The 19,797-nt window shown below is 54.7% G+C and carries 22 protein-coding genes; 10 read left to right on the forward strand and 12 right to left on the reverse strand.

The window, feature by feature from the left end; all coding sequences use genetic code 11:
• Window positions 1-16: 16 nt before the first annotated feature.
• The 5 genes from AC2FHW_RS04010 to AC2FHW_RS04030 form a co-directional block, all read right to left on the reverse strand.
• On the reverse strand, window positions 17-931 hold the full coding sequence (locus AC2FHW_RS04010) for a hypothetical protein (RefSeq protein ID WP_246097123.1): 915 nt from the start codon (window positions 929-931) through the stop codon (window positions 17-19).
• Between the two features lie 197 nt (window positions 932-1,128).
• Window positions 1,129-1,917, reverse strand: a complete 789-nt coding sequence (locus AC2FHW_RS04015; protein ID WP_271947660.1) for a lytic murein transglycosylase — start codon at window positions 1,915-1,917, stop codon at window positions 1,129-1,131.
• A 65-nt stretch (window positions 1,918-1,982) separates the two neighbouring features.
• Window positions 1,983-2,627, reverse strand: coding sequence for an MSMEG_1061 family FMN-dependent PPOX-type flavoprotein (locus AC2FHW_RS04020; RefSeq protein WP_496676162.1), 645 nt, complete (start codon window positions 2,625-2,627; stop codon window positions 1,983-1,985).
• 105 nt (window positions 2,628-2,732) lie between these two features.
• Window positions 2,733-4,139 carry a type I glutamate--ammonia ligase gene (gene glnA / locus AC2FHW_RS04025; protein WP_142633127.1) on the reverse strand — a complete coding sequence of 469 codons (1,407 nt, stop codon included), beginning with the start codon at window positions 4,137-4,139 and terminating at the stop codon, window positions 2,733-2,735.
• A 35-nt stretch (window positions 4,140-4,174) separates the two neighbouring features.
• Window positions 4,175-4,513 carry a P-II family nitrogen regulator gene (locus AC2FHW_RS04030; protein WP_142633129.1) on the reverse strand — a complete coding sequence of 113 codons (339 nt, stop codon included), beginning with the start codon at window positions 4,511-4,513 and terminating at the stop codon, window positions 4,175-4,177.
• A 169-nt stretch (window positions 4,514-4,682) separates the two neighbouring features.
• On the opposite strand from AC2FHW_RS04030, the gene AC2FHW_RS04035 reads away from it, so the two are divergent.
• The 3 genes from AC2FHW_RS04035 (at window position 4,683) to tig (ending at window position 9,300) form a co-directional block, all read left to right on the forward strand.
• A complete protein-coding gene (locus AC2FHW_RS04035) occupies window positions 4,683-6,389 on the forward strand; it encodes an NAD(P)H-hydrate dehydratase (protein WP_496821463.1) in 1,707 nt (568 codons plus the stop codon).
• Between the two features lie 271 nt (window positions 6,390-6,660).
• A complete protein-coding gene (locus AC2FHW_RS04040; RefSeq protein ID WP_496676156.1) occupies window positions 6,661-7,785 on the forward strand; it encodes a porin in 1,125 nt (374 codons plus the stop codon).
• A gap of 183 nt (window positions 7,786-7,968) precedes the next feature.
• Window positions 7,969-9,300 (forward strand): trigger factor, encoded by a 1,332-nt coding sequence (tig, locus tag AC2FHW_RS04045; protein ID WP_271948081.1) that lies wholly within the window; start codon window positions 7,969-7,971, stop codon window positions 9,298-9,300.
• Between the two features lie 97 nt (window positions 9,301-9,397).
• Here the strand turns inward: tig and AC2FHW_RS04050 are convergent, their stop codons facing one another.
• The 6 genes from AC2FHW_RS04050 to rpsF form a co-directional block, all read right to left on the reverse strand.
• Window positions 9,398-10,255 (reverse strand): acyl-homoserine-lactone synthase, encoded by an 858-nt coding sequence (locus tag AC2FHW_RS04050; RefSeq protein ID WP_142633135.1) that lies wholly within the window; start codon window positions 10,253-10,255, stop codon window positions 9,398-9,400.
• 97 nt (window positions 10,256-10,352) lie between these two features.
• A complete protein-coding gene (locus tag AC2FHW_RS04055; protein ID WP_185956601.1) occupies window positions 10,353-11,054 on the reverse strand; it encodes a helix-turn-helix transcriptional regulator in 702 nt (233 codons plus the stop codon).
• 191 nt (window positions 11,055-11,245) lie between these two features.
• Complete coding sequence (locus AC2FHW_RS04060; RefSeq protein WP_271947649.1) at window positions 11,246-11,722, reverse strand: transglycosylase SLT domain-containing protein; 477 nt, start codon at window positions 11,720-11,722, stop codon at window positions 11,246-11,248.
• 152 nt (window positions 11,723-11,874) lie between these two features.
• Complete coding sequence (gene rplI, locus AC2FHW_RS04065; RefSeq protein WP_142633139.1) at window positions 11,875-12,495, reverse strand: 50S ribosomal protein L9; 621 nt, start codon at window positions 12,493-12,495, stop codon at window positions 11,875-11,877.
• A gap of 12 nt (window positions 12,496-12,507) precedes the next feature.
• Window positions 12,508-12,735: a 30S ribosomal protein S18 gene (rpsR, locus tag AC2FHW_RS04070; protein WP_005608650.1), complete on the reverse strand. Its 228-nt coding sequence runs from the start codon at window positions 12,733-12,735 to the stop codon at window positions 12,508-12,510.
• A 28-nt stretch (window positions 12,736-12,763) separates the two neighbouring features.
• Entirely contained in the window at window positions 12,764-13,117 is a 354-nt protein-coding gene (gene rpsF / locus AC2FHW_RS04075; protein ID WP_142633142.1) for a 30S ribosomal protein S6, read from the reverse strand.
• Window positions 13,118-13,402: 285 nt separating this feature from the next.
• On the opposite strand from rpsF, the gene AC2FHW_RS04080 reads away from it, so the two are divergent.
• Both AC2FHW_RS04080 and AC2FHW_RS04085 read left to right on the forward strand, forming a co-directional pair.
• Window positions 13,403-13,921, forward strand: coding sequence for a hypothetical protein (locus AC2FHW_RS04080; protein ID WP_142633144.1), 519 nt, complete (start codon window positions 13,403-13,405; stop codon window positions 13,919-13,921).
• Window positions 13,922-14,047: 126 nt separating this feature from the next.
• Window positions 14,048-14,620, forward strand: a complete 573-nt coding sequence (locus tag AC2FHW_RS04085; RefSeq protein ID WP_271947636.1) for a YceI family protein — start codon at window positions 14,048-14,050, stop codon at window positions 14,618-14,620.
• Between the two features lie 58 nt (window positions 14,621-14,678).
• Here the strand turns inward: AC2FHW_RS04085 and AC2FHW_RS04090 are convergent, their stop codons facing one another.
• Window positions 14,679-15,905, reverse strand: a complete 1,227-nt coding sequence (locus tag AC2FHW_RS04090; protein ID WP_271947633.1) for a cytochrome b/b6 domain-containing protein — start codon at window positions 15,903-15,905, stop codon at window positions 14,679-14,681.
• Window positions 15,906-16,076: 171 nt separating this feature from the next.
• Between AC2FHW_RS04090 and fabD the strand changes: the two genes are divergently transcribed.
• The 5 genes from fabD to AC2FHW_RS04115 all read left to right on the forward strand — a co-directional run bounded on the left by fabD (window position 16,077) and on the right by AC2FHW_RS04115 (window position 19,765).
• Window positions 16,077-17,015 (forward strand): ACP S-malonyltransferase, encoded by a 939-nt coding sequence (fabD, locus tag AC2FHW_RS04095; protein WP_271947631.1) that lies wholly within the window; start codon window positions 16,077-16,079, stop codon window positions 17,013-17,015.
• A gap of 27 nt (window positions 17,016-17,042) precedes the next feature.
• Window positions 17,043-17,780, forward strand: coding sequence for a 3-oxoacyl-[acyl-carrier-protein] reductase (fabG, locus tag AC2FHW_RS04100; protein WP_281971918.1), 738 nt, complete (start codon window positions 17,043-17,045; stop codon window positions 17,778-17,780).
• Between the two features lie 209 nt (window positions 17,781-17,989).
• Window positions 17,990-18,223, forward strand: a complete 234-nt coding sequence (locus AC2FHW_RS04105; protein WP_005982462.1) for an acyl carrier protein — start codon at window positions 17,990-17,992, stop codon at window positions 18,221-18,223.
• Window positions 18,224-18,400: 177 nt separating this feature from the next.
• Complete coding sequence (locus tag AC2FHW_RS04110) at window positions 18,401-18,901, forward strand: GNAT family N-acetyltransferase (protein WP_342781993.1); 501 nt, start codon at window positions 18,401-18,403, stop codon at window positions 18,899-18,901.
• Window positions 18,902-19,021: 120 nt separating this feature from the next.
• A complete protein-coding gene (locus AC2FHW_RS04115) occupies window positions 19,022-19,765 on the forward strand; it encodes a 1-(5-phosphoribosyl)-5-[(5-phosphoribosylamino)methylideneamino]imidazole-4-carboxamide isomerase (RefSeq protein WP_271947626.1) in 744 nt (247 codons plus the stop codon).
• Window positions 19,766-19,797: the final 32 nt, after the last annotated feature.

Raw genomic sequence — 19,797 nt, forward strand, 5'->3', positions numbered from 1 at the left:
TCTTATTGGAATTGGTCTACATGCCTAAAGCAGTAGCCACACCCGCAAAGGCACCGCTGGTGCTGAGCGCTGATATTGCAACCGAATAGGCAAGTACCTGAGTATTCAGGCGGAAATCTTCACCTCGGATCAGGTTGACGGCAGCCATCGAGGCCGCGATCGGGACCGACACGCTGGCCACGGCACCCGTAAGTCCCCAACTGGTAAGTCGCAGGATATCATTGGGTTTCTCGTGGTCGAGGGGGGGAGTGTCGGTCCGATCATCCGGTTTCTGCTCGATCGGTTCTGTCCGAAAAGCAATGCTAAGCAACTGCTCGTCTGACAGCTGGATTGGCCGCGCATGTGAGGTCTGCGTTTTGTTTCTTGGCTCATCCAGATCTTCTGTCTCCGTTAATTCAAGACCTGCAAACGGCCCGGAAACGGATTCGAAAATTTGTTTTCTGTCCCGCTGTTTAACGGGCGCCAGAGTGTCAAAAGCACTCATGAATTGTTCCATGGTCAGGACTGTATTCGGAGACAGCCATTCCACGCGCTGAGTCGCACAGATATCAACCATGCGATACAGGATCACAACAAGCATAAGCTCCGAGATCTCGCTGTCGTCCAGCAAGGCGGAAACAGGGGTAATTGTGACCGTCAACCGGTTTTCGGGCAGGGTCACCCGGGGTTTCGAGACGGTTCTCAAACCGGCCGCACGGTCCCGCCGTTCAAACCGGTCTTCTGTTTCAGCCAGTTGGGTATCCAGCGTAAGGCGCACGAGGTACTGACTTGAGACGATGCTCGCCTCGGTCGTGTTCAAGATCGTTTTGCGCTCAACAAGATGGCCGTAATCTTCCAGGGTTGCCGCCACGATGGCACCAAACCGCTCGATCGCGCCATTGGTCTTGCCTGTGAACTGCAGGCCGCCGTGATAGCTGTGCTTCGGAGTCACTGCGCATTCCTTTGTGCATTCCGTCAGATGACTCAAATTATCAACAGATAAGGGAAAGAATTGGGCGGAAATGGAAAAAAATGAGAAATCGGCAAGATTGATTACGCATTGGAAACCTAGGCATTTTAAGGGCTATTTAGCGTCTGTGGCGACAATGTGTCTGAATTGCGGTCGCCCTACATGACAGACCGACACAATCATCCGTCGATTCGAGCAGCCATGATTGCGATGGATTCTTGGTACACCGTCGCGGCATTCCACTGTTGAATGACCGCAAAATTCGGTTGGCCCGGTTGATATCCGCGTCCGGGCTTCCAGCCCTTTTTACGCAGGAAATTAGCGGTCGAGGCCAGCGCATCGGTCATGTTGTAGAAATCGACCTGACCGTCACCAGTGGCATCAACACCGTATTCCAAGGCATTGCCTGGCAGAAACTGTGTATGTCCCAGTTCACCGTGTTTGGCACCAACGGTGTTGGTCGTAATGCTGCCTTGATCAACCAGTTTCAGTGCTCCAATGGCGTGAGGGACAAAGAACTCGGATCGGCGACAATCGTAAGCCAAAGTAGTTATTGCTGACACAACCTGACTGTCGCCCATGAAATTCCCAAATCCTGTTTCCATTCCGTGGATAGCGATCAGGATGCCTGCTGGTACCCCATACTGACGCTCAAGCGTCGCATAGAACTGGGGGTTTCTGGCTTTGCGTTTGCGGCCTTGTGCAACGATGGTATCCGCGCCGCGGATCTGCATGAATTTATCCAGCGAATACCTAAAGCTCTTTTGGTTTCGGTCCGCGGCAATGGTTCTGGTGGCGTATTGGCTTTGGCTCAGCGCTTGCAGACCTTTCTTTTTCACACCAGCGCGCCGGGCCTGTTTGGCGAAATCCTGTTTCCAAGCCTCAAATCCGTTCCCGGTGTTGCCGCAGGGGGCCGCCGCCGCAAAACCCGGGAGAGAAAATGCCAGAATAAGAGCAAACCGAAACATCGTGTAATCCGATCCAATGAAATGACATAAGCAGCCTAGGCAGGTAAGCCGCGCCCGAAAAGGGGTTAATACAAGTCGAGTTCCCCGGTGCCCTTCAAGCTTTCGAACCACTCATCCGGCGTTTTGTCGATTTTAGCATGCTTGACCATCATAGCATTCATATTGGGGAGATCAGACGAATCCGGCCAGTTTTCAGGGTTCCACAGATCCGAGCGTATGACGCATTTGGGGCAATGTGCGAAAGCGGTCTCGACATGAATCAGAAGGGCCAGCTTAGGGGCGTGATCCTTCACCGCCAGACTGTTCAGCAGATCGGGGTCAGTACATATGCGTGCGGTTCCCCGGATGCGCAAAGTCTCCATCTTGCCGGGCACAAAGAAGATCACGCTGACGCGCGGGTCCAGGAGAATATTGTGAAACGTATCGGTCCGCTTGTTTCCGGGTCGGTCGGGAATGGCGATCAGATTATCCGAGACCACCCGGACAAACCCTTCGGGATCCCCCCGAGGAGAGATATCCAGATAGCCGCCGGGGTTGGCAGAGGCGATCAAGCAGAAGGTCGACTTGGCGATAAAGTCACGGCATATGCCGTCCAGCGCGGTCTGTTCCTTGGCGATGATCTGGGGAAGGGGCGCGCCAGTGATGCGTTCCAGCTCCTCTGTCGACGTGATGAAATCCGAAAATGGGGCGAATGCGGTTTCGGCTGACATGCGATCTCTCCTAACCGGGGTAACGGCAACTGTGAAAGATCGTGCCAAACGAAACAAGGGGCGCCCGGTGGACGCCCCTTTAGAATTTTCGACGAAAATTCTGGATCAGCAGCTGTAATACATGCCGTACTCAACCGGGTGCGGCGTGTGTTCGTAGGTTTCGACTTCGTCCATCTTCAGCGCGATGTAGCCGTCGATCTGGTCTTTGGTGAACACGTCGCCCTGCAGCAGGAAGTCGTGATCCGATGCCAGAGCTTCCAGAGCCTCACGCAGCGAGCCGCAAACGGTCGGGATGTCGGCCAGTTCTTCGGCAGGCAGATCGTAGAGGTTCTTGTCCATGGCTTCGCCCGGATCGATCTTGTTCTTGATGCCGTCCAGACCGGCCATCAGCAGAGCGGCAAACGCCAGATAGGGGTTCGCTGCCGGATCGGGGAAGCGGGCCTCGACGCGCTTGGCTTTCGGGCTTTCAGTCCACGGAATACGGACACAACCCGAACGGTTACGAGCCGAGTAAGCACGCAGGACGGGGGCTTCAAATCCGGGGATCAGTCGCTTGTAGCTGTTGGTCGCCGGGTTGGTGAAGGCATTCAATGTCTTGGCGTGCTTCAGGATACCACCGATGAAGAACAGTGCCTCGTCCGACAGATCAGCATACTTGTCGCCAGCAAACAGAGGCTTGCCGTCCTTCCAGATCGACATGTTCACATGCATGCCGGTACCGTTGTCGCCTGCGATTGGCTTCGGCATGAAGGTCGCCGATTTGCCGTATGCATGCGCCACGTTGTGGATGATGTATTTGAACTTCTGCAGCTCATCTGCCTGTTTGGTCAGGCTGTCAAAGATCAGGCCAAGCTCGTGCTGGCACGACGCAACCTCGTGGTGATGCTTGTCGACCTTCATGCCCAGACGCTTCATGGTCGACAGCATTTCCGAACGCAGATCCTGGGCTTCGTCGATCGGGTTGACCGGGAAGTAACCGCCCTTAACCCCCGGGCGGTGGCCCATGTTGCCCATCTCGTATTCGGTGTCGGTGTTCCAGGATGCATCAGTTGCATCAACTTCGTAGGATACTTTGTTGATGCTGTTGGAAAAACGCACATCGTCGAACAGGAAGAATTCTGCCTCTGGGCCCATATAGGCCACGTCGCCGATACCGGTTGCCTTCAAGTAGGCTTCGGCTTTCTGGGCGGTGCCGCGCGGGTCACGCTCATAAGCTTCGCCGGTGTCGGGCTCAACAACTGAGCAATGCACGCAGATGGTTTTCTCTGCGTAGAACGGATCGACATAGGCGCTGTTGGTATCGACCATCAGTTTCATGTCCGAGGCTTCGATGGACTTCCAGCCAGCGATGGAAGAGCCATCGAACATGAAGCCTTCTTCAAGGAAGTCTTCATCTACCTGATCGGCCACCAGGGTGACGTGCTGCAGTTTGCCGCGCGGGTCAGTGAAGCGGACGTCGACATACTCGGCGCCTTCGTCCTTGATTAGCTGAAGAACTGCGTCCTTGCTCATTCTCTTGATTCCTCTGAATTGAAGATTTGGTCTTGTTACAGTGCGTCCGAACCGGTTTCGCCGGTACGGATGCGAATTGCTTGTTCGACGGGTGAGACAAAGATCTTGCCGTCGCCGATCTTGTCGGTTTTGGCGGCGGAAACGATGGCTTCGATGGCGGCATCGACCAGATCGTCGTCCAGCACAACCTCGACCTTCACCTTGGGCAGAAAGTCGACCACATATTCCGCGCCGCGGTAAAGTTCAGTGTGACCTTTCTGACGGCCAAACCCCTTGACCTCGATCACGCTGAGGCCCTGGACTCCGACGTCCTGCAGCGCCTCTTTCACTTCGTCCAGTTTGAACGGCTTGATGATCGCTTCGATCTTCTTCATACCGGGCTCCCTTTAACTCTTGTCAGGATGGCACTGACCACGTCTAAGATCGGGCGGCAATGTGAATGAGAAAATGGCGATGCCGGGTTGCATGGAAATTGGATGGCCGGTGAAATTTTGAACAGATTGCACAAAAAATAGTCAAAATTGAATCGCACGAGGGTTCAGCATGACAGACTTACTGACTGCAGCACAGATGCGGGCGATCGAACAAGCGGCCATTGAGTCCGGTGAGGTGACCGGTCTTGAGCTGATGGAACGGGCTGGGCGGGGTGTTGTCGAGGCGATTTTCGAGGAGTGGCCAGAGTTGGACAAGCGAGGGGCCAGCCCCTCGCGTTCCCTGACGTATCCGCGGCCAGATGAAGAGGATCCGTTGCGGGCAGTTGTCTTGTGTGGGCCAGGAAACAACGGTGGGGACGGGTTCGTCGTGGCCAGGCTTTTGCGGGAGCAAGGGTGGGAAGTCGCGGTGTTTCTGTATGGCGACCTAGAGAAGCTGCCGCCGGATGCGCGGGTGAATTATGAGCGGTGGCTGGAGCTGGGTGAAGTTTCTAAGCTTACCCTGCCGACACCGACCAAACGTGAAGTTTCCAAGTTGGAGAAACACGCAGCCCGACCGTCAAGTTCGCAAGGCCCTGATTTGATATTGGATGCTTTGTTTGGAACAGGGCTAATACGTCCGATTGGTGGATTGAAACCTGCTCTTGCCAAGCTTCAGATAGGTTCAGAGGCGGATGCCGATCCGTGGTGGCCGCGCGTCGTTTCGGTCGACATTCCGTCTGGTCTTTGCGCTGATAGCGGTAGGATTCTGGGGGACGAAGGTGTAATTGTTGGCGCCCACCTAACAGTGACGTTTCATAGCAAAAAGCGTGGACATCTTCTGGACGTAGGGGCCCAGTTCTGTGGAAAGACAGTCATAGTTGACATTGGGCTGTCTTCACCAAGCGATCTCGGTTCGATCTCGCGCAAGTCTTTGGCTGATCTGCATAGCGAGCAACGTTTGAGGAGAGTGCTGTCTCGATTGGTAGATGAAAGTGGATTGCCACAGAATCTCAGCAAGGCTTCGTTTGAGCACAAATACTCGCACGGCCACGCCCTGATCATGACCGGAGGCCCCGGCAAAACCGGTGCTGCGCGGCTAGCAGCACGGGGGGCGCTGCGGACTGGGGTGGGGCTGGTGACTCTGGGCGTGCCTCCTGCGGCTCAGATGGAGGTTTCGGTGCAAGTGACGGCGGTCATGTTGCAGCGGGTCGAGAGCGCGGATGGTCTGTCGAAAATCCTAGAGGATGAGCGGCTGAATGCTCTGTGTCTCGGCCCCGGTCTAGGGCTGGACCGTGCGCGCGATCTGGTGCCGGTTGCGTTGGCTGCGGAGCGCGCAACGGTTCTGGATGCTGACGCACTGACGGCTTTCGCGGATGATCCTGCAGCCCTGTTTGGGATGCTGCATGAAAACTGTGTTCTCACCCCGCATGGCGGCGAGTTTGCGCTGTTGTTCCCGGACATTGCGGAAAAACTGAAGGCGGTTCCCATCAAGGGTCCGGCCTATTCCAAAGTGGACGCCACCCGAGAGGCTGCCGGGCGGGCAGGGTGCGTGGTTTTGTTCAAGGGACCCGATACCGTGATTGCGGATCCGAACGGGCAATGCTCAGTGAATTCGGCCGTTTATGAACGTGCGGCGCCCTGGTTGGCGACAGCCGGGGCCGGGGACGTGTTGGCGGGGTTTATCACCGGGTTGCTGGCGCGGCGGTTCTCGCCTTTGCAGGCCGCGGAAACTGCGGCATGGCTGCATGTGGAATGTGCGCGATCTTTCGGGCCGGGGTTGATCGCTGAAGATTTGCCCGAACAGTTGCCACGGGTTTTGCGGGAAGTGGGTTCTTAATCGCCTCGGCGAAAATCCGCCGCTGCAGTATTCGATGTCCCAAAATGAGCGTATGATGAAATTCAGGTCAGGCGTCAGTATTGCGGCAAGCGGTCTGGGTGACTTGGATGACATATATTCTATCGTTTTGAAGTAGATCAAATTAACACCCTTCAGCTGCGGTTATATTCGCACAAGATGCGCGAGCTGAATGGGCCCGAGACAGGGGATCATAGAGAAATCGCGCACAAGCGAGCAGTGCCCGTAAATGGATCCATTATGGTGAATGACTATGACCCAGAAAGTATCAATAAGCACGATTGCGACCTGCCTGACCGCTGCATCGGCCATCCCAGCAGCGGCAGAGCTTAGATATAACAATAACAGCGGCGGTTATGTTGAGCTATATGGCCAGTTTAACCCCGTCATTGTCTCGGTTGACGACGGCGATGAAACGGAAACCCGTTTGCTGGACAATGATCTGTCCAACAGCCGTGTAGGGCTGTTTTTGATGCAACCCTACGGTAGCAATGAGTTTACCTTCCGTTTCGAATCCGGTCTGGGCCTGCCGAGCACGGGGAGCGCCAACCAGGATGGGACAAATGCCGATGGTTGGAACCGTGAAGATATTCGGCACGTCGATTTTGCGTTGAAGGGCGGCTATGGTAAGTTTTCTGCCGGGCAGGGCAGCATGGCCTCGGATGGAGCGGCCGAATCCGATCTATCCTATGTTGGCACGGCGCTCTATTCGTTCACCAATGATGAGAATGGCGCCTTCTTTTATCGTGAGTCTGATGGAATGCTAAGCGGCATTACCGTTGGTGACACATCTGATAACTTCGATGGTTCAAGGCGCGGGCGCATTCGCTATGACACGCCGGATTTCAATGGGTTTTCAGCAGCCATAGCCTATGGTCAAAACATCCTGTCCAGCAGCGATGACGATGATTACTACGATGTGTCGGTGTCCTATGGAAATACCTTATCCAACGGGGTGGAGATTGCTGCATCCCTCGCCTACGCCGTGCGCGATTACGATAGCGGATCCGGGGAGAGAAAAGACACAATCGGGTCCGCCTCGGTTCTGCTGCCCAGTGGTTTCAGCGTAACCGCAGCTTTGGGTACAAGAGATGACACTTCCAGCGGTGCCAGTGACCCGAATTATTGGTATGCGAAGCTTGCGTATGAAGACGATTGGGTGTCATGGGGTAAGACTGGTATCGGCATCGACTATTTCGACGGATCTGATTTCTCGATCGACGGCTCAAGTACGAAGGCCTGGGGTATTGCTGTCGTACAGCGCATCGACAGTATCAATACCGATGCCTATTTGAAATACCGTAACCATGATTTCGATGACACCACGAGTTTCGATGACAACGAGGCTTGGGTGCTGGGTGCGCGCTGGAAGTTCTGATCCCGCGAACAATTCCTCAAGAACGCTCCGGTCAGGTCCGGGGCGTTTTTTTGGTCAAATCGGCGGCAAAACAAGGCTGATCCGGGCTTTGCCCCTTGCACGCGGGCGGCTGGGCAAATAGAAGGCCTCAAATTTGCCCGGCGCGCCGTTTTGCGCGCCCCGAATCCTATGGGGACTACCATAATGCAGGTTACCGAGACGCTGAACGAAGGTCTGAAACGCGGCTATAACATTGTCGTATCCGCAGCTGAGCTGGACGACAAAGTTAACGAGAAACTGGTCGAAGCACAGCCTGAAGTCGAGATGAAGGGCTTCCGCAAAGGCAAGGTACCGATGGCACTGTTGAAAAAGCAGTTCGGTCAGCGTCTGCTTGGCGAGGCGATGCAAGAAAGCATCGACGGTGCAATGAACCAGCATTTCGAAGACAGCGGTGAGCGTCCGGCACTTCAGCCTCAGGTGAAGATGACCAATGAGGATTGGAAAGAAGGCGACGACGTACATGTCGAGATGTCTTATGAGGCCCTGCCTGCCATCCCTGAGGTCGACCTGAAATCGGTTGAATTGGAAAAGCTGGTTGTCAAAGCCGATGACGCGGCCGTTGAAGAAGCGCTGGGCAACCTGGCCGAAACTGCGCAGGATTTCAAATCCCGCCGCAAAGGCTCGAAAGCCAAGGACGGCGACCAGATTGTGTTCGATTTTGTCGGCAAGGTTGATGGCGAAGAGTTCGAGGGCGGATCCGCTGAAGACTATCCGCTGGTTCTGGGTTCCAACAGCTTCATCCCCGGTTTTGAAGAGCAGCTGGTTGGCGTAAAGGCCGAGGAAGAAAAAGACGTAAACGTCACCTTCCCCGAAGAGTACGGTGCCGAGCATCTGGCCGGCAAAGACGCTGTGTTTACCTGCACCGTCAAGGATGTGAAAGAACCCGTCGCCGCCGAGATCAACGACGAGCTGGCCACCAAATTTGGTGCAGAAGACTTGGAAGCGCTGAAAGGCCAGATTTCAGAACGTCTGGAAGCGGAATATAGCGGTGCTTCGCGGGCGGTGATGAAGCGTGCTCTGTTGGACGCATTGGACGTGAAGGTTTCGTTTGATCTGCCACCGTCGCTGGTAGATGCCGAGGCCAAGCAGATCGCACACCAGCTGTGGCACGAAGAAAACCCGGAAGTGGAAGGCCACGACCACGATGAGATCGAGCCGACCGACGAGCACAACAAGCTGGCCGAACGCCGCGTGCGTCTTGGCCTGTTGCTGGCCGAGCTGGGCCAGAAGGCAGAAGTTGAAGTCACCGATGCCGAGATGACCCAAGCGATCATGAACCAAGCGCGCCAATACCCTGGTCAGGAACGCCAGTTCTTTGAGTTCGTGCAGCAGAACGCTCAGATGCAGCAGCAACTGCGCGCGCCGATCTTCGAAGACAAAGTCATCGACTATATCGTCGAGCTGGCCCAGGTTGCGGATAAAGAAGTCAGCAAAGACGACCTGCAGAAAGCCGTAGAGGCATTGGAAGAGGAGTAATCCTCTTCTGCCCATAGAATTCTTATGGGCACAAAAAACGGAGCCGTCTGAAAAAGACGGCTCCGTGTGGGTGGCTTTATGCTATGAGGTGAGGGGGTCAGGCCTCATGAGCAAAAGCACGGGGGGTCCTTAGTAGAGCAGTTTTCTGCTCTGGGGTGAACCGATCCGAAACTGCTTCGATCAGGTTCAATACAGCTTCGGCTTCGGCTTTTGTGGTTGCCGAATTCATCTGTTCGACAAAGTATTTTTCCATCTGGCTTAGTGGTTGGTGGTCGTAATTCGCCACACCTGTATCTGCCGGTGTTTTGTTTCTGGCATACAGATCTATTGCCTGCTCGTCCGTCAGGAATACATCGTGAGCGATGTTCGCATATTCCCGAATTCCGGAAATTCTCTCATCTGAGCAGTCCATCAAAGCGGCCATGGCTACGACTTTACCCATGGGCTTAGCACTGCCGAGGTAGTCATAAGGCGCGTTACCGGACCTTTGCAGAACGCGGTTCATAACTGGATCAATCACCGCGATCGAGTCAAGAACGCCAGCCGCTTTGGCATATTCGAAAGAGCCAATCATAACTTCGCTGGTCACATAGGATACAGAATTTTCACCGCGCCCTCGGCCCAGTTTTTTAGTATCGACACAGAACCGGGTGGCTTCCCAGACTTGCGCGCTCCGAATTGGAGGTTCTCCATCCAGGATCGAATGGAAAACATCGGACAGCATATGCGGTCCTTTGGTTTGCAGTAGTCTCATGCACCCGACAACGTCCCCCTCGTCGTCGATGCTGACTACATGTGCTGGATGCAGATCATCGAAGTGGTCGCGCTCGCGCCCATCCTCAATATTGACCTCCCAACCAAGGCGATCGCCGAAAACACGAGCGCGCAGTTTGAACATGTCATCCAAGACATCTTTGAACTTATGTTGATTAATACCATCAATAACGATGATCATTTCCATCCCCCTACAGTCTGGTTACCGTAGGGATTAGGTTAACCAAGAAATAAGCGCAGACTATTAGGGATTTCCCGTAGAAGTGCTTTTTTTTTGATTAACCAGGGGCAATTAGGCCCAGGCCGATCGCACGACCAATAGCCTGTGAGGTGGTCAGTGCGCCCAACTTTTCACGCCCGGACCGCATATGAACTTCGACGGTACGGTGTGAAATAGACAAAATATCACCGATATCTTGTTGCGACTTTCCGTCAGCTACCCATTGGAGGATTTCCTGTTCGCGTGTGGACAGCGTGGGCAGGTAAAGAGCTTTGGCCAGCAAGCCGGATTGCATAACAGTATCGTGGGCTTGAACGGCAGCAAGTTGCAGATCACCCATGACATGTTTCTTTAGCTTATCCCATTCGGAATCCGAACAGTCCCGGGTAACGTTTAACAGTCCGCATTCACCATAAGGTCCACGAACAGGAACTGTTAACCCTCTGGAACTAATGCCAAAATCATGGGCGTCACGGAACACCGCGTTGAACTTCTCGTCCTGATCAAAGCGTCCCCAATCAACGGGTGCAATGCTTAGGACAGATTGATAAAGCGTCGGATCGAAGTGATGAAAGCCCTGGCTGCCATAGTGGATTTTCCACTCATCAGGATAGTTTGCATAGCCCTGCACATCACCTTTCACAGGGTTAAAGGTGGCATAAGACGCATAGTCGAAGCCAAGCTCTTCGCAGACGGCGTTTATAACGTCAGCGGCCGACTTCTCTGTGTGGTCGACCGCGGCCAAATCTATAAGTTTCACCTGTCCAACCCTTGTGGCGGCATATCTCTCCCCCAAGACATGCCAGACTTGTCCTTAGGGGTATACGTTGCGTCAACCACAGGGCATTGTGCAAGCAAATTGTTCGCCTTGTGTAGTCATATTGCGATGTAATGGCAACAGAATGGTCCGAAACAGCATGTCTCAGATGATTCGTTTCGGGGTAAATCCGGTTATTCCGGACGTAGCCCTGTTTCGACCAGCATCCCACGTGCCTTGGCTTCGGGATAGAACCCTTTTGCGTAAAGGAATACGGCGCGTTGCTGGTCGCCGTCGGACAATAGCCAAGCGCCCCGCAGATATTTCCCGGCAAATTCGAGATTTGTGTCTGCATCCAAAAGGCCTTTGGCGTTTCCAGTATATCCCATTGAACGAGCTGTGGCTGGCAGGATTTGCAGCAAGCCATAATAGGGCCGATTCACAGCCCAAGGTCGGTGGGTGCTTTCGCGAATTGCTAGCTTGTGCACCAGTTCGCGCGGCACTTCGTAGTGGTCGGCCCATTTGTTTATGGAGGCCCGCAGTTCCGGTGTTTCGTTGGGATAGAGCGGAGGATCAAACGTGTTCTGGGTTGGGGTATCGGGCCCTCCGCACGCCGCAAAGGGTGCAATTAACAATAATGCCAATACACTGCGGCGCAGAAGAAATGTCATTGATCGTCTCCGAATAGTTATTATGCGATGATAGGAAACCTATTGATGACCGCAAGCAAAGGCCGGGGCCCAAGCTGGATTTCGCCGGGCGGAGGCATAAAAAAGGCCGCACAGATCGTGCGGCCTTTCTTGTTCAATTCGAAACCCGAGGATCAGGCTTTAGCTTCGTCTTCTTCGGCCGAAGCATCCTGAGCAACCAGATCGTCGTCGTCGGAAGCGGCGGACCCGATATCGTCGAACAGCTCGGCGATTTCGAATTCTGCGGCGGCTTCTTCTTCGGCGGCCAGTTCCTGAATCGATTTGCCAGATGCCTGTAGTTCGGCTTCTTCTTGCGAACGAGCAACGTTCATTTCGATTTTCACTTCAACCTCGGGGTGCAGTTTAACTGCGACTGTGTGCAGACCCAGGTCCTTGATCGGTGCGATCAAGGCAATCTGCTTCTTGTCGACAGTGAAACCTGCTTCGGTAGCGGCGTCTGCGGCGTCACGCGGGGTGACCGATCCGTACAGTGCGCCGGCATCCGAGGCCGAGCGAATCACGATGAATTGCTGTCCGTCCAGCTTTTCAGCCAGCGCTTCAGATTCTTTCTTGGATTCCAGGTTGCGGGCTTCAAGCTGCGCTTTCTGGGCTTCGAACGACGCGATGTTGGCGTCCGATGCGCTCAGCGCTTTGCCCTGAGGCAACAGGAAGTTGCGGGCATAACCGGACTTGACGTCAACGACGTCGCCCATCTGACCCAGTTTCGCAACGCGTTCCAGCAGGATAACTTGCATGTCAGTATCTCCTTACTTAACGGCGTAGGGCAGCAGGGCGAGGAAGCGGGCGCGCTTGATAGCACGGGCCAGTTCACGCTGCTTTTTCGCCGAAACGGCGGTGATGCGCGAAGGTACAATCTTGCCACGCTCAGAGATGTAACGCTGCAGCAGACGAGTGTCTTTATAGTCGATCTTCGGCGCGTTCTCACCCGAGAACGGGCAGACCTTGCGGCGGCGGAAAAATGGTTTTGCGGCCATGGTTTAGTGTCCTTTCTTCAGGCGTTAATCAACGGCGCTCGCGGCGGCCTTCGCGCTCGTCGCGCTTCTGCATCTGGACCGAAGGGCCCTCGTTGTGCTCGTCGACCTTGATGGTCAGAACGCGCATAACGTCGTCATGCAGGCGCATCAGGCGTTCCATTTCCTGAACGGCGCCAGCGGGAGCGTCGGTCTTGAGGAAGGAATAGTGACCCTTGCGGTTCTTGTTGATCTTGTAGGCCATCGTCTTGACGCCCCAGTACTCGCTGTCGATGACGTTGCCGCCATTGTCAGCCAGAACGGTGCCGAAATGTTCGACGAGGCTTTCTGCCTGCGCGTTGGACAAATCCTGACGCGCGATCATTACATGCTCATATAGTGGCATGTGCACTCCTGTTTCTATCAAGGCGCATTTCATAGGCGGGGCCGTTTCGTCCTTCGCGACCCTGCCACGAGAGGCTGCGCGATTCATATCGTTTGCGAAGGATGGCCCGATATACACGTTTGTACGCTGGGGGCAAGGCCTGCCACAGATGCCTTTGTGAAGTCGCGCTATTTCCTCTGCGCTGCCCAATTCCTGACGCTTTTCGGCTCAAAGTTGTTTTGTATACCGGAAATTAACCGGACTGACAAAAGTTGGAACGGCAACCTGAGAAACAGGGTACTGAAAATGACCGCGATTAACACAAATACCTTCGAGAAATCCGCCACAGGCGTAAGTTTTGAAAAGTCAGTGCCGGTGCTCATTAGCTTTGCACCAAATTGGAAAGCTCGGATGGTTCTGGCCCGTGTGGCTGGTGCGCTACTGATAGTTTCTGCCTTTTCCATGTGGTTGATGCCCAGCACGGCAATGGCCGCTGAAGTCTGGCCGATCAAATTGGCGGCTTCTCTGATGTTCCTTCTGGTAGGTGTCAGCCTTCTGACCATCGAAGTTCTGGACGCGCGTCCTGATGCGTATTTTGACCCGATCCGCCGCGAGGTCCGGGTATTGCAAAAGAATGAAAATGGCCGCCCGCAGACAGTTTTGCGCCGGAGCTATGACAGCCTGGGTGGTGCCCGTTTCATTGAAGACCAGATCGAGTTGTTCGATGTGGACGGCAGCTTGTTGATGAAATTGCCGCTTGAATCGGCGGATGTCAGCCGAGCGCTCAAAGGTCAACTTAGCGGAAGTGTAACAATTTTCGCCTGAGTTTTATTCTGTTCAATTAAGAACAGATATTGTGAAATAATATTACTTGTGTGCTGCCCTAGGGCAGCACATTTTCGTTGTCGAGCAACCCAAGAGGTTTGCATCTACAAAATTGCGGAGATTATCATGAAATCCACCCTTCTTGCAGCAGCGCTCGCGGTTTCGGCCACAACGGCATTTGCCGGCGCCGAAAAATACGTTCTGGACTCAAGCCACAGCCAGGTTCTTTTCAGCTATAACCACCTTGGCTTCTCGACCACCCATGGCATGTTCTCGGGGTTTGAAGGCGAGATCATGTTCGATCAGGAAAACCCGGCTGCATCCAGTGTTACAGTATCCATGCCAGTGGTTGAGATGATTACCGGTTGGAAGCCACGTGAAGACCACTTTATGTCCGAGGATTTCTTTGGTGTGACCGAAGGAGAAATGGTGACCTTTACCTCTACTAGTATCGAAGTCACGGGCGAAAACACTGCCAACATCACTGGCGATCTGACTATGAACGGCGTGACCAAATCGGTTGTTCTGGATGCCAAGCTGAACCAAGTGGGTGAACATCCTATGGCAGGAAAGCCCTGGGCCGGTTTCGACGCCACCACCACCTTGGTGCGTAGTGAGTTCGACCTTGGTCAGTTCGCGCCATTCGTAAGTGACGAAGTCGAACTTCAGATTTCAGTCGAAGCCCAGAAGGCCGACTAATACCATTGCAACGAGTTGAAACGAGGCCGCCGGAGTAACCCTTCGGCGGCCCATTTTTTTAGTTGCCACGTTTTGCTGTAAGATCAACTGATACTGTAACAGCAAAACCCAGCGAATCCTCGGTCGACTGCGAAGTGCCGATGTCGAAATCCAGCCGGTTCAGTTCAAGCTGTCCTGAAATAGCTGCGCTGTCATCCTGAAGGTCGAGAGTAAATGGCAACACTACGTCCACACTCTTGTCGCGAATGGTCAACGCGCCGCGCGCTTCGTACCCGTCCTCAGTTTTGAAGAGATCAGCTTTGAATTGAGCGGTTGGAAATTGCGCACTGTCGAAGAAATCAGCACCCATTGCCTGATCTGTGACTGTCCCGAGCTTGAGCGACGTTATCGCGATTGTGACATCTGCTGATCCTGCTAGGCCCGGCGTGGGCGGATCTTCGAAAGCGATTGCAGCGGTCCAATCGGAAAAGCTGCCGGTTACCGGGCTGCCCAGCTGGGTGATGGTAATGCTTAGATTGCCTTCCTGGACGTTCCAGTCGGACTGTACCTGGGTCAGTTCTGCGACCTCTGTGCTAGCTGTAGATTGGTGGTCAAACGCGCCGATTGACCATCCTCCGACCAGAACGGCACCCCAAATGGCCAAAGAGGCCAATGCGGGCGTCATTGAATGGCTTTGCTCTGGCGGTTCCGGTGCATCCGAGGCGCCCGGCATCATTCGACGCAGCGTGCTGTCTTTGTCGATAATGTGGTGTTTTAGCGCCCCGGCGACGTGCAGCGCGACTGACCCGGCCAGTGTCCAGACGAACAGCCAATGCAGGCTTCCGGTCAGCTCTGCCAGAAACTCGGATTTTGGTATAAGGGGTAGGTCCTGTCCGAAGGGCCACAAAATCGGAGCGAAACCTTCGGCGGCAGCGTGATGGGTCCAACCGGTCAGTGGGGCCAGAACCAAAGATGCGTAAAGCAGCCAATGCACGGTTTCAGCTGCAAAGGCCTCGGGCTTGTTCTCGGCGTTCAATAGGCCGGGTTTGGTCTGCGTTATCGCCCACAAGATACGCGCGAGCGCGACGAAGAAAACAGTGACCCCGACGGTTTTATGGAGAGAAAAGAGGCTGGCGGCGCGTGCAATGTCATCTTCGGTTGTGGCTATAGCAGGATCATAAATCGCATGAGCCAATCCGTTGGCGACCCACCCCAGAGGGAATGCGGTGAAGATAAGTAACGCGGTCAGCCAGTGAAAAGTTTTGGTTACGCTTCCATAGCTTGAGAAGGTGTTTGACGAAGGCATCTGAGGCTCCGGAAGGTGGATCGTATGCAACAACCTACCGCTACAAGCCTAGGACACAATAGCAAGGGATGCACAGAGCCGGTGCCAAAGTGCAGAGATCAGGCAAAGCTTGTGCCGCGCGGTCTGTCGGTTTACACCCCGCGGCAACCTAACGTCATCCAAGAGGTTGCAATGACACGAGCATTTGTTTTCCCGGGGCAAGGTGCCCAGACTATCGGTATGGGTAAGGCTCTGGCCGAGGCCTATCCGGCTGCACAGGCTGTATTCGACGAGGTGGACGAGGCGCTCGGGGAAAAGCTGAGCGATCTGATCTGGGAAGGTGATATTGCGGACCTGACCCTAACCCAGAACGCGCAGCCAGCGCTAATGGCGACCTCGATGGCTGCGATGCGAGCCCTGGAGGCCAATGGGATTTCGATTGCGGATGCTGGTTTTGTCGCTGGGCATTCGCTGGGGGAATACTCCGCGCTCGCTGCGGCAGGGGCATTGTCGGTCGCTGATACGGCGCGCCTTTTGCGCACCCGCGGGCAAGCGATGCAGAGTGCGGTTCCCGTTGGAGAGGGCGCAATGGCCGCTATTCTTGGATTGGATCTTGATGCTGTGCGCGCTGTTGCAGACCAAGCTGCCCAGGGTCAAGTTTGTCAGGCTGCCAATGACAATGATCCCACACAAGTCGTGGTATCAGGCGCAAAGGCTGCTGTGGAACGCGCCGCCGAAATCGCCAAAGAAAAAGGCGCCAAGCGCGCGGTCATGTTGCCCGTCAGCGCACCTTTCCACTGTGCATTGATGCAACCTGCAGCTGATGTCATGGCCGAAGCCCTGGCAAATGTCGAAATCAAAGCTCCTGCCGTGCCACTGGTTGCCAATGTGCGGGCCGAGGCTGTCACAGATCCCGATCTGATCCGTGGGTTGCTGATCGAGCAGGTCACAGGTTCGGTTCGCTGGCGCGAAAGCGTACTGTACATGGTTGCGCAAGGCGTGAGTGAAACTTGGGAAATCGGGGCGGGCAAAGCTCTGTCCGGTATGATTCGCAAAATTGACCGTGCGATCGTTGGTAAAGCTGTCGGTACGCCTGATGACGTGCAGAATGTGACTCAGGCCGAATCGTAAGACACCGAGCATCAAGAGGAAGACCGAATGTTTGATTTGACAGGTAAGAATGCACTGATCACCGGTGCATCGGGCGGGATCGGTGGCGAAATTGCGCGAAGTTTGCATGCAGCCGGTGCAACTGTGGCTTTGTCTGGAACGCGAGTTGAGCCGCTACAGGCTCTGGCCGAAGAATTGGGTGAACGCGCCCATGTTCTGCCCTGCAACCTGAGTGATGCCGAGGCGGTGACAGCCCTTCCGAAGCAGGCTGCTGAGGCAATGGGATCGGTTGATATTCTGGTGAATAATGCCGGGATCACGCGAGACAATCTGTTCATGCGCATGTCCGATGAGGAATGGCAGAGCGTGATCGACGTCAACCTGACATCTACTGCCCGGCTGTGCAAAGGCGTTTTGAGGGGCATGATGAAAGCGCGCTGGGGCCGGATCATTAATATCTCATCGGTGGTGGGTGCGACAGGGAACCCGGGACAGGCCAACTATGCTGCATCCAAAGCAGGCATGGTGGGCATGACCAAATCGTTGGCCTATGAGGTTGCCAGCCGTGGAATCACCGCCAATGCGGTGGCACCCGGTTTCATTACGACTGCGATGACCGACAAACTGACCGAGGATCAGAAATCTGGGATTTTGACGCAGGTTCCTGCCGGTCGTATGGGTGACCCCTCGGAAATTGCTGCGGCTGTGCTGTATCTTGCAAGTGCCGAAGCCGGATATGTTACCGGAACCACCTTGCATGTGAACGGCGGTATGGCCATGTTGTGAGCGCGGATCGAGGTGGGCGCGAAAGCGTTTGCCTCGGGCGTTGTCTGTGTTATAGGCGGCGCACATATGCAGGGGCTGGCCGGATGGTCAACCTTCTACTTACCCGGTAATCGGGGACCTAAACCGCCCAGAACGGGCACATCAAGGCCAGCCTGAGCGGGCAAGGGCAGAACCGGGCACTATGCCCTGAAATGAAATGAGGAATAGACATGAGCGACGTCGCAGATCGCGTTAAAAAGATCGTTGTTGAGCACTTGGGTGTTGAAGAAGATAAAGTGACCGAAAACGCGTCCTTCATCGACGATCTGGGTGCAGACAGCCTGGACACTGTTGAACTGGTTATGGCCTTCGAAGAAGAGTTCGGCATCGAGATTCCTGATGACGCAGCCGAAACCATCCAAACGTTTGGCGACGCCGTCAAATTCATCTCTGAAGCGTCTTAAGACCTTCTTTATCCGCTAAAACGGCGCTTCCGGGCAACGGAGGCGCCGTTTTTTTTGCCCAGCCGGAATTCGCGCTTGCCAGATAGCTATTGACCCGCAACCATTTACGCGAGGCAGGAAATTCTGAGCGGGCAGGGCATGCTACGATCCACCCCGATGATAAATACGGCACGTCTGATGCTTTGCGCTATGCGTCCCGACGACTTTAGTCGTTACGCTGAGATTTGGCGGAACCCTTGTGTTGTGCGCCATCTTGGCCGGGAACCGTTATCGCGGGGCGAAGCGTGGGAATCCTTTCTGAGGAATGCCGGCCACTGGCAGATGGCCGGTTTTGGCCAATGGGCCGTCTTTCGACAGTCGAATCGTCAGATGATAGGTCAAGCAGGCTTTTTCTATCGTAACCGAGGGTTAGGCGACGACTTCGACAGCTTTCCCGAGGCCGGATGGCTATTGGCACCAGAAGCCCAGGGGCAGGGATTTGGTCTTGAAGCGGCTCAGGCCGCACATGACTGGTTTGACAGAATAATGCCTGGACCACTGGTTTCCCTGATTGATGCTGAAAACCACGCGTCGCAGAATCTGGCGGCAAAGCTTGGTTATGAGCTCATGGCCGAGCGCGACTATATGGGAAGTCAGGTGAACCTGCTGAAAAGAAACGGGCCGCCCAAACTGGCTTAACCTTTCTCTTTGATCGTGCCGCAAATTGCCTTTGGTTTGCCGAAACTGGAAATTCTCGCCGATAGGGTTGAGGGTATGGTATCCTTTATTGACGTTGCGATTGAGCGGAGGAGCAAGCTCATGAGGATTTACCCTACGATGGAACTGCAGAACGGCCGCTGTGTCACACTGGACAAGGGTCGTCTGGATGAGGCCATGATTTGGCACGTGAATCCCGCAGAAACGGCACGCAGTTGGGCCGATGCTGGAGCCGAGTGGATGCACTTGACCGATTTTGACGCGATTGAAGGGCGCGATACCAATTCGGAGTTGGTTGAAGAGATCATCCGTTCTGCCGAAATCCCTGTGCAGTTGGCAGGTGGTATGAGATCGCGCGAGCAAGTCGAGCATTGGATCGACAAGGGCGCAGGCCGGATTGTTATCGGCACTATGGCTGCGTGGGATCCAAATCTGGTGAAAGAACTGGCCAAACTCTACCCGGACCAAATCGTTCTGGCCGTGGACGTATGGCAAGGCTCAGTGATGACCGACGGTTGGCGTAGTCAAAGTGCGTTTACACCAGAGGCCTTTATCGAAGCGTTTTCAGAAACGCCGTTTGCGGCAATTCTGGTCACTGATATCGATAGCGACATGGAAGACGTTGAGGCACAGCTGGGCCTGATCTCGGGGCTGGCAGAGACATCTCGCACACCGATCATCGCAAGCGGTGTGGTCCGCACGACAGATGATATCTCGCGGTTGGCTTATATCCCGAATATTTCGGGCGCCTTGGTTGGCCGCGCGCTGTTCAGAAAGACGCTCGAGCTTTCAGATGCGCTGAATGTTGCCAGCACAGCGCACGAACCGGTTGCGGCGTTTCAGTAAGATTTCTTCCAAAACAACAGGTTCCGCCCTTT

The sequence above is a fragment of the Ruegeria sp. YTSA108 genome, from assembly GCF_059610185.1.

Coding starts and splice junctions, on each gene's coding strand:
- tig (WP_271948081.1), top strand. CDS start 7,969: ATGCAGGTTACCGAGACGCTGAACGAAGGTCTGAAACGCGGCTATAAC.
- AC2FHW_RS04060 (WP_271947649.1), bottom strand. CDS start 11,722: ATGACATTTCTTCTGCGCCGCAGTGTATTGGCATTATTGTTAATTGCA.
- AC2FHW_RS04030 (WP_142633129.1), bottom strand. CDS start 4,513: ATGAAGAAGATCGAAGCGATCATCAAGCCGTTCAAACTGGACGAAGTG.
- AC2FHW_RS04035 (WP_496821463.1), top strand. CDS start 4,683: ATGACAGACTTACTGACTGCAGCACAGATGCGGGCGATCGAACAAGCG.
- rpsF (WP_142633142.1), bottom strand. CDS start 13,117: ATGCCACTATATGAGCATGTAATGATCGCGCGTCAGGATTTGTCCAAC.
- AC2FHW_RS04105 (WP_005982462.1), top strand. CDS start 17,990: ATGAGCGACGTCGCAGATCGCGTTAAAAAGATCGTTGTTGAGCACTTG.
- AC2FHW_RS04050 (WP_142633135.1), bottom strand. CDS start 10,255: ATGATCATCGTTATTGATGGTATTAATCAACATAAGTTCAAAGATGTC.
- AC2FHW_RS04015 (WP_271947660.1), bottom strand. CDS start 1,917: ATGTTTCGGTTTGCTCTTATTCTGGCATTTTCTCTCCCGGGTTTTGCG.
- fabD (WP_271947631.1), top strand. CDS start 16,077: ATGACACGAGCATTTGTTTTCCCGGGGCAAGGTGCCCAGACTATCGGT.
- AC2FHW_RS04020 (WP_496676162.1), bottom strand. CDS start 2,627: ATGTCAGCCGAAACCGCATTCGCCCCATTTTCGGATTTCATCACGTCG.
- AC2FHW_RS04085 (WP_271947636.1), top strand. CDS start 14,048: ATGAAATCCACCCTTCTTGCAGCAGCGCTCGCGGTTTCGGCCACAACG.
- fabG (WP_281971918.1), top strand. CDS start 17,043: ATGTTTGATTTGACAGGTAAGAATGCACTGATCACCGGTGCATCGGGC.
- AC2FHW_RS04090 (WP_271947633.1), bottom strand. CDS start 15,905: ATGCCTTCGTCAAACACCTTCTCAAGCTATGGAAGCGTAACCAAAACT.
- rplI (WP_142633139.1), bottom strand. CDS start 12,495: ATGCAAGTTATCCTGCTGGAACGCGTTGCGAAACTGGGTCAGATGGGC.
- AC2FHW_RS04080 (WP_142633144.1), top strand. CDS start 13,403: ATGACCGCGATTAACACAAATACCTTCGAGAAATCCGCCACAGGCGTA.
- AC2FHW_RS04115 (WP_271947626.1), top strand. CDS start 19,022: ATGAGGATTTACCCTACGATGGAACTGCAGAACGGCCGCTGTGTCACA.
- AC2FHW_RS04110 (WP_342781993.1), top strand. CDS start 18,401: ATGCTTTGCGCTATGCGTCCCGACGACTTTAGTCGTTACGCTGAGATT.
- rpsR (WP_005608650.1), bottom strand. CDS start 12,735: ATGGCCGCAAAACCATTTTTCCGCCGCCGCAAGGTCTGCCCGTTCTCG.
- AC2FHW_RS04040 (WP_496676156.1), top strand. CDS start 6,661: ATGACCCAGAAAGTATCAATAAGCACGATTGCGACCTGCCTGACCGCT.
- glnA (WP_142633127.1), bottom strand. CDS start 4,139: ATGAGCAAGGACGCAGTTCTTCAGCTAATCAAGGACGAAGGCGCCGAG.